Genomic DNA, 8,741 nt, shown 5'->3' with positions numbered 1-8,741 from the left:
GCCGCACCACACCGTCGCGTTAGTGTGCGGCTGTGAGTCTTCATGTCGTCATAGGATCCGGTCCCGCGGGTAGCGCCACCGCCCGGCTGCTGGCCGAACAGGGCCATTCGGTAAGGGTCGTCACCAGGTCGGGCCGCGCCCCGGAACCCGGTGTCGAGCACCTTGCCCTGGACGCCGCCGACAGCGGGCGGCTGACCGAGGCGGTCAAGGGGGCGACCGCCCTCTACGGCTGTGCCGGACCGCCCTACCACCGCTGGACGCGCGAATGGCCACCACTGGCCTCCGCGATGTGCGCTGCGGCCGAGGCGACCGGGGCCGTCCTCGTCATGCTGGGCAACCTCTACGGCTACGGACCGGTGGACGGACCGCTGACCGAGGAACTGCCGCTCGCGGCGACCGGACCCAAGGGAGGCGTGCGCGCCGCCGTCTGGGAGCGGGCACGGACCCTGCACGAGCAGGGGCGCGTCCGGGCGGTCGAGGTGCGGGCCTCGGACTTCTTCGGCCCCGGGGTGACCGACGGCGGCCACCTCGCCGCGCGGGTCGTGCCGCGCGTGCTGCGCGGCAAGCCGGTCTCCGCGCTGGGGGATCCCGACGCCCCGCACAGCTGGAGCTATCTGCCCGACGTGGCCGGGGCCCTGGTCGAGGTGGCGGGCGAGGAGCGCGCCTGGGGCCGGGCCTGGCACGTTCCGACACTGCCCGCGCTGTCCGTCCGGCAGATGGTCGACCGCCTCGCCGCCGAGGCGGGCACCGGTCCGGTCGCGGTGCGCGGGCTGGCACCGGCCGTACTGCGCCTGCTGGGCGTGTTCTCCCCGCAGATCCGCGAACTGGGGGAGATCCGCTACCAGTTCGACCGCCCGTTCGTGGCTGATTCAGGTGCCTACGAAGCCGCCTTCACGCTACGCGCCACACCCCTCGACGAACAGGTCCGGGCGACGGTGGACTGGTGGCGGAGGCGCATGACCACCACCGGGTGACACCCGGACCGCGCGCCGCACAGGCGCGACGTGCCGTACCTGCGCGACGTGGGGCTCCGGTCCGGACCCCCACGTCGTTCCACCTGCCGCTCCGACCGGTTCAGCGGCGGTCGCAGCGGGTCAGCGGGCCGCTCAGGAGCCGTCCGTCAGGCCCGGGAGCCCCGGAGGCGTGGGAAGCGGCAGCTTGTTGAAGCCCCGCTCACGCTGTGCCGCGGAGGTCCGGCAGGTCAGGTCCTTCGCCGGGAGACGGCCGGTGGTCAGATAGCTGGTGGCCGTCTTGTCCGCACACGACTTGGAACCGTAGATACCGTGACCCTCGCCCCCGGCGACGGTGACCATCCGTGAGCCCTTCATGGCCCGGTGCATACCGCGGCCACTGGCGAGGGGCGTCTGGGAGTCCCACTCGTTCTGCAGGACGAGTGCCCCGACCTCGTTGTCGATCGTGGTGGCGGGCTCGCTCCCCTCCTTCTTCCAGAACGCACACGGCTTGATGGTGGAGCCGAAGTCGCCGTACAGCGGGTACTCCTTCTTCGCCCGCACCGCGTCGGCGCGGTACCCCTCGGGGTCCCGCGGCCACGCACCGGTGTCCGCGCACACGACGGACCAGAAGGCGGCGGTGCCGTTGTCGTCCGGCACGGCCCGTCCGAACGACGGCTGGCCGGTACGGCTCGGCGCCTTGGGCTCGGCGGTCCGGGACGGGCCGCGGTCGGCCGCCTTCTTGAGCTTGGCGATGCCCTCGGCGCCCTCACGCACGCTGAAGAACGCGGCACGGCTGCCGGAGCGGATGTCATCCCCCGTCAGCTTCTGGCCGTCGAGCTCGATCGGCTTGCGGTCGGCCCGTGCGACCAGGTCCCAGAACGTCTTGCGGACGGCCTTGGGCGTCTTGCCCAGCTTGTACGTGGCGTGCCGCTGAGCCGTCCACTCGCTCCACCGGGTGAAGGCGGGTTCGGCGCCCTCGGCCCATATCTGGATCATGCCGCGCCATATCCGCGCCGGATCCACGGAGCTGTCCAGAATGAACCGGTCGGCGTGGCGCGGGAACATCTGCGTGTACACGGCGCCGAGGTAGGTGCCGTACGAGTACCCCAGGTAGGAGATCTTCTTCTGGCCCAGCACGGCCCGCATCACGTCCATGTCACGGGCCGTGTTCCGGGTGGTGATGTGGCGCAGTCGGTCCCCTTGCTTCGCGTCGCACTTCTCGGCGACGGTACGGGCCCACTTCACGTCCTTGGCGAACTTCTCCGCTCGGTAGGGGCGTTCCCAGCTCTGCTCCTTGGCGCTGAGACCGCAGCCCACCGGAGAGCTGCGGCCGACACCCCGCGGGTCGAAGCCGATGAGGTCGTACTTCTTCTTCACCGACGAGGGCAGTTCACCGGCCAGCTCGAAGGGCATGTAGAGGCCCGAACCCCCCGGTCCGCCGGGGTTGACGAGCAGCACGCCGCGGCGCTCCGCGGCGGTGCTGGTCTTCAGCCGTGAGATGGCGAGGCCGATCTTCTTGCCGTCGGGACGGTCGTAGTCCAACGGCACCTTGATGGTGGCGCACTGGAAGGAGGCCGGGGAGTCACTGTCGCAGCGGTGCCACGACGGCCGCTGCTCGGTGTACTGCTTCAGGGGGTTCTCGGCGGCCGATGCGCTGCCCGGGGCGAAGGCCGGTACCAACGCCGCGAGGGTGCTCGCCGCCAGGACATGAGTCAACGATCTGCTGCGCACGTGCGGTGTCCTTATGGGCAGGGTGTGTTGGGACGCGTTCACCCTTCCGTACGGGACGGACGCGGGAGAACCACCGAGGGGGTGGAATGGTGTCCGACCACGGGGGTACGCCCGGCGCCGCGTGTGGTTCTGAGGTCGTACGGGATCGGCCGCGTCATCCGTGGCCGACGCCTCCGCCGTGGCCGAAGTCTCCGCCGTGGCCGAAGTCTCCGCCGAGGGCGAGGGCGAGGGCGAGGGCGTGACGGGGTGCGCGCCGCCCAGGGACGGTGCGTCCTGGTCGGCCCTCCCGCCGCCGGACAGACTCCGAGGCGGCGCGCGGCCCGTGCGCCGACCACAGTCCGTCCGGAAGGAATGAACCGCGATGCAGCACACCGGGACACAGCAGGCCGGGATGTACGGAGCCGAAGTGCCATCAGCCACCGGGGACGACCAGAGCCTGATGCGAAGGATCCGTGTCCTGGAGGACAAGGAGGCGCTGCGCGGGTTGATGATGCGGGGGTGGCGGGCGCTGGACCTCAGGGACTGGGAGACCTGGACCGCGTGCTGGGCCGACGACGCGACCCTCGAGTTCGGCCCCTGGGAGACCGTCCGGGGCAAGGAGGCGATCCGGACCACGGTGGAGCGCGCGGAGGCGCCCTACCCGAGCATGCAGCACCACATCCTGAACGCGCACTTCACCATCGAGGACGACGACCGCGCCACCGGTATCGGGTACATGTGGTTCGTCGCCGTGACCGAGCCCGGGCAGATTGCCTCCCCCTACTCCATGGGTGGGCCCTACGAGTGGGAGTTCCGCCGGGGCGCGGACGGCTGGCTGCTGACCCGCCTGCGCGTCGGCGTGTGGTGGACCCGCGGGGAGGACGCTCTCAAGGCGCTGGAGTGATGCCGGGACCACCCGGGTGCCGGACACGCGCTAGGCGTCGAACCAGACCACCAGGCGGACATGGGCATCACCGTGGACCCCCGCGAGGGCGCGCATCACGGTCCACACCGGTTGCCACGGGCCGTCCGCGGGCACCGCGTCACGGCGCCGGGCGCGTTCGGCCCGGAAGACGGTGGTGCCGACGTCCCATTCGGTGCCCTCGGCCCACAACTCCCCCACCCGGTCCGGGTCGACGGACAAGGTGTCGACACCGCTGGCGCGGGCGAAGCCACGGCTCCAGTCCCCGCGGTGCGACAACTCCAGGGTGCCGTCCGGGAGCCGCCGGTACCGGGCGATATCGGTGGCCCGGGGGATCGCCGGTTCGTCCCAGTCGATGGTGAGGACCTCGTCCCCGTCGATCCAGGTCGTGCCGAACACCGCCGCCCCGTGCGCCGCGTGCTCCGCCCCGGTCACCTCCGAGACGTCCACCGGCAGCCCGCGGCCGGCCGCGACCGGCCGCCAGTGCCCCTCGGGGCTCCTCACCCCGAAGAGACAGCCGAAGGCGGGGTAGTCCCGGTCCACTCCGAGCAGCGACAGATCGATGGCGGAGTACCAGGCCGTCTCCCCGACTTCGAGGCCGGGCCCCCAGGTGCGGCACTCCACGAACCCGTAGATGTCTGTTCCCACGGACCGATCGTCTTCGCCGAGACAGGGCGCTGGTGTGACCTCCGCCACATATGCGAGGGAATTTCCTCGCGGATGTATCCGGAGCGGGCGTGCCGGGATCTGTGATCCGGAGAAGGGGCCAGTCAGCTTGAGGGTGGGAAGATAACCGTGACCGTTGAACGAAATCCGTGGCACGTTCTGGGCGCGCTGCTCGTCGGATTCTCCCTCATCTTGCTGGACATGAGCGTGGTGGCGGTCGCCAACCCCGCCATCATGGAGTCGCTCGAGGCGGATGTCTCCGCAGTGGTCTGGGTGACCAGCGCCTATCTGCTCACCTACGCCGCACCGCTGCTGTTCACCGGACGGCTCGGTGACCGCTTCGGCCCGAAGAACGTCTACCTGGTCGGCCTGGTGGTGTTCACGCTCGCCTCGCTGTGGTGCGGTATGGCGGGGAGCATCGACATGCTGATCGCGGCCCGCGCCGTACAGGGCCTCGGGGCCGCGCTGATGACGCCCCAGACCATGGCGGTCGTCACCCGGATCTTCCCCGCGGACAAGCGCGGTGCCGCGATGGGCGCGTGGGGCGGTTCCGCGGGAGTCGCGCTGCTGGTGGGTCCGGTCGTCGGCGGTCTGCTGGTGGACTCCGCCGGCTGGGAGTGGATCTTCCTGATCAACGTCCCGATCGGCGTCCTGGCCTTCTTCCTCGCCTGGAAGATGGTGCCCTCGCTCCCGACCACGCCGCACAAGTTCGACGTGGTCGGCATCGTGCTGTCCTGCGGGGGTATGTTCCTGCTGGTCTTCGGCCTTCAGGAAGGCAACAACAAGGACTGGTCGGCGACCATCTGGCTGATGATCGGCGCGGGTCTCGCCGTCCTGACGATGTTCGTCGTGACACAGGCGGTCAACAAGGGCGAACCCCTGCTGATGCTGAGCCTGTTCCGGGACCGCAACTTCGCGCTGGCCAACGTGGGGATCGCGGCCATGGGTGCCGCGGTGACCGCGATGACCGTGCCCACCTACTTCTATCTGCAGGGCGTGCGCGGGCTCACCTCGATGGAATCGGCGCTGATCTTCGCGCCGCTGGCGATCCTGACCGGTGTCTGCGCGCCGTTCGTCGGCAAGCTGTCCGACACCATGCATCCGCGCACCTTCACCACCACGGGCTTCGTGCTGTTCGGCATCACCATCGTCGCGTACAGCGAGTTGATGAAGCCGGACTCGCACCTGTGGATGTTCTCGGCCACGGCCGCCCTGACCGGCATCGGCAACGGCATGGTCTGGGGCCCGCTGGGCGCCATCGCCACCCGTAACCTCCCCATCGACCAGTCCGGCGCGGGCTCCGGTGTCTACAACACCAACCGCCAGGTGGGCGCCGTGCTCGGCAGCGCCGCGGTCGGCGCGCTGTTCGTGGACCGGCTGGAGGCGCATCTGCCGGGTGTCGGTGGCGGCGGGGGCCATGTCGAGGGCAGCGTCACCAAGATCCCCGAGATGTTCAAGGAGCCCTACAGCACGGCGCTGAGCGAGACGGGACTCCTTCCCGTCGGATTCCTGCTGCTGGGAGCGATCGCCTGCACCCTGTTCATCCGCTTCCCGTCGCGGGAGACACCGAAGGAGGGCGGCGACGTCGCCCTGCGGAAGGTGGAGGACGCCAGTTGACACCCTCACACCGGTCGACGTCATTCGGAAATGAACGGGGAGGGTCTCCCATGGGTCCCACAGATGATTTCGGGCGCTGGATCCGCAAACTGAACACCGCGGACGCTCCCAAGGCCAGACTGATTCTCCTGCCGCACGCCGGAGGATCAGCGAACTCCTACTTCCAGTTCGCGCGGGGATTCGGTGAGCTGGATGTCCACGCGGTGCAGTACCCCGGTCGGCAGGATCGCCGCCATGAGCCTTTCCGGGACACCATCGAGGAACTGGCCGACGAGATCGCCGAACTCATCGGCGACTGGAACGACCTGCCCGTCGTCCTGATGGGAAACAGTATGGGCGCGTTGGTCGCCTTCGAGGTGACCCACCGTCTGGAGGCCAAGGGAAATCCGCCGCTGGCCCTCTTCGCCTGCGGCCGGGTGGCGCCGACGCTGCGCAAGGACGAGGGCACCCATCTCAAAGGGAACGACGCCTTTCTCCGGGAGATGGCGCTGCTCGGCGGAATGGGACACCAACTGCTCCAGGACGAGGAGATCCTCGACATCATCCTGCCCCCCATGCGCGCGGACTACCGGCTGGCGGAGACGTACTGCGCCTCGCCGGCCACACGGATCTCGGTACCCGTCCATGTGCACATCGGCAGGGCGGACCCCAAGGTCAACGAGCCGGAGGCGGCCGAGTGGAAGCGCAGCACGACCGGGGAGTTCACCCTCGAGACCCATGAGGGCGGCCACTTCTTCTTCACCGACAACGGCGCCCGTCTGACCGCTGCCGTCAACGGGGCACTGAACGACACGCTCGCCGTGAACCCGTGAGCTCCTGACCATCCGGCGGCCCGCCGCGCGGGGTTTCGGCAACCATCCCGGAACCCGACGCGGCCGGGCCGCTTCGTCATGTCCCGAAGCGCCCGGAACCGGTCGGCCAACAGCATCGGCGGTCTCTCAAACCTTCCCCGGGAAAAAATTCTTGAATGGCTGTATCTGGGCGGGCCACCGCGGGATCTAAACAGTCGACCACATGGTTGCCGGCAAGAGCCCGAAGGTGGGGGAAACAAGCATGGCCCTCGAGAAGCCCGACATCGTCGGAGCCCTGCGTAAGTCGCTGAAGGAGACCGAGCGCCTGCGGCGGCAGAACCAGCAGCTGCTCGACCAGGCGGGCGAGCCCCTGGCCATCGTGGGGATCAGTTGCCGCTTTCCCGGTGGGGTGACCTCACCGGAGGAATTGTGGTCGCTGGTCGCCGAGGGACGCATGGGGTTCTCGGAATTCCCCGACGACCGCGGCTGGGATCTGGGCAACCTCTACGACCCGGACCCGGACCACCCCGGTACCGCCTATACCCGCCACGGCGGATTCCTCGACGACATGGCGGAGTTCGACGCCGAGTTCTTCGGCATCAGCCCCCGTGAGGCGCTGGCGATGGACCCGCAGCAGCGGCTGCTGCTCGAGGGCGCGTGGGAGGCGTTCGAGGACGCGGGCATCGACCCCCTGACGCTCAAGGAGAGCGACACCGGGGTCTTCTGCGGGCTCATGTTCTCCGACTACCAGTTCGTCGCGGGACTCAGCGACCGGCGCCCGGAGATCGAGGGCTACCTCTCCATCGCGTCGTCCCCCAGCGTTGCCTCCGGCCGCATCAGCTACACCTTCGGCTTCGAGGGCCCCGCGGTCACCGTGGACACCGTCTGCTCCTCCTCCCTGGTGGCCATCGACCTGGCGGCCAAGTCCCTGCGCGCCAAGGAGTGCTCGCTCGCCGTGGTCGGCGGCGCCACCACGCTCGCCAGGCCCAGCGCCTTCATCGAGTTCAGCCGTCAGCGCGCGCTGTCGCCGGACGGACGCTGCAAGGCATACGCGGAGGCCGCGGACGGCGTCGGCTGGGCGGAGGGCATGGGCCTGCTGGTCCTGGAGCGGCTCTCCGACGCCAAGCGCAACGGACGCCGGATCCTGGCCCTCGTACGCGGCAGCGCCGTCAACCAGGACGGCGCGAGCAACGGCCTCACCGCGCCCAACGGCCCGTCCCAGGAGCGGGTGATCCGCCAGGCGCTGGCCGGTGCCGGACTCACCCCCTCCGACATCGACGCGGTCGAGGGCCACGGCACGGGCACCCCGCTGGGTGACCCGATCGAGGCGGAGGCGCTGCTGGCCACCTACGGCCAGAACCGGGAGAACGGGCCGCTGTGGCTCGGCTCGATCAAGTCGAACTTCGGCCACACCCAGGCCGCGGCCGGTGTGGCGGGCGTGATCAAGATGGTGATGGCGATGCGTCATGAGACGCTTCCGCCCACCCTGCACGTGGACGCGCCGTCCTCGCATGTGGACTGGTCCTCGGGCGAGGTCGCGCTGCTGACCGAACCGCGGCCGTGGGCCGCGGGGGAGCGGGTGCGCCGCGCCGGTGTCTCGTCCTTCGGCGTGAGCGGCACCAACGCCCACGTGATCCTCGAGGAGGCCCCCGAAGAGGAGGCCCCCGAAGGGGAGCCGGCCGCGAACGACGAGCCGACCGGGGATCACGGCACCGGTGCCCGCCCGCCGGTGCTCGTCCCGCTCTCCGCCCGGGGCGAGGCCGCGCTGCGTGAGCAGGCCGACCGGCTGCGCGCCCATATGATCGCCCGCCCCGAACTGGACCACCGGGACATCGCCTTCGCCCAGGCGACCACCCGCGCCCATCTGGAGCGCCGCGCCGTGGTCGTGGCCACCGACCGGGGCGCCCTGCTGACCGGTCTGAGCGAGCTGAGCTCGGCCGAGCCCGCCGCGAACGTGGCGGAGGGCCAGACGGCCGGTTCGAGTGTGAAGCCGGTGTTCGTGTTCCCGGGTCAGGGTGCGCAGTGGGAGGGGATGGCGGTCGGTCTGCTGGACTCCTCGCCGGTGTTCGCGGCGGAGATAGC

Annotated in this window: 7 protein-coding genes; 5 read left to right on the top strand and 2 right to left on the bottom strand. The window is 70.1% G+C overall.

Annotated elements, in window-relative coordinates:
- The first annotated feature begins 32 nt into the window (after positions 1-32).
- Positions 33-974 (top strand): NAD-dependent epimerase/dehydratase family protein, encoded by a 942-nt coding sequence (locus AC07FT_RS35430; RefSeq protein ID WP_479180255.1) that lies wholly within the window; start codon positions 33-35, stop codon positions 972-974.
- 132 nt (positions 975-1,106) lie between these two features.
- Here AC07FT_RS35430 and AC07FT_RS35425 read toward each other — a convergent pair whose 3' ends face one another.
- Positions 1,107-2,684 carry an alpha/beta hydrolase gene (locus AC07FT_RS35425; protein ID WP_479180254.1) on the bottom strand — a complete coding sequence of 526 codons (1,578 nt, stop codon included), beginning with the start codon at positions 2,682-2,684 and terminating at the stop codon, positions 1,107-1,109.
- A 361-nt stretch (positions 2,685-3,045) separates the two neighbouring features.
- Between AC07FT_RS35425 and AC07FT_RS35420 the strand changes: the two genes are divergently transcribed.
- Positions 3,046-3,567: a nuclear transport factor 2 family protein gene (locus AC07FT_RS35420; RefSeq protein ID WP_479180252.1), complete on the top strand. Its 522-nt coding sequence runs from the start codon at positions 3,046-3,048 to the stop codon at positions 3,565-3,567.
- Positions 3,568-3,597: 30 nt separating this feature from the next.
- Here AC07FT_RS35420 and AC07FT_RS35415 read toward each other — a convergent pair whose 3' ends face one another.
- The gene (locus AC07FT_RS35415; RefSeq protein ID WP_479180251.1) at positions 3,598-4,233 is read right to left on the bottom strand and encodes a hypothetical protein; all 636 of its coding nucleotides are present in this window, start codon (positions 4,231-4,233) and stop codon (positions 3,598-3,600) included.
- A gap of 147 nt (positions 4,234-4,380) precedes the next feature.
- Between AC07FT_RS35415 and AC07FT_RS35410 the strand changes: the two genes are divergently transcribed.
- The 3 genes from AC07FT_RS35410 to AC07FT_RS35400 form a co-directional block, all read left to right on the top strand.
- Positions 4,381-5,868 (top strand): MFS transporter, encoded by a 1,488-nt coding sequence (locus AC07FT_RS35410; protein WP_479180250.1) that lies wholly within the window; start codon positions 4,381-4,383, stop codon positions 5,866-5,868.
- Between the two features lie 50 nt (positions 5,869-5,918).
- A complete protein-coding gene (locus AC07FT_RS35405; RefSeq protein ID WP_479180249.1) occupies positions 5,919-6,680 on the top strand; it encodes a thioesterase II family protein in 762 nt (253 codons plus the stop codon).
- A gap of 241 nt (positions 6,681-6,921) precedes the next feature.
- Positions 6,922-8,741: type I polyketide synthase (locus tag AC07FT_RS35400; protein ID WP_479180248.1), on the top strand; the 1,820-nt coding region annotated here is incomplete at its 3' end.

This window comes from Streptomyces sp. NPDC045899 (genome assembly GCF_056431485.1).
This window is presented reverse-complemented; position numbering and strand designations above follow the sequence as displayed.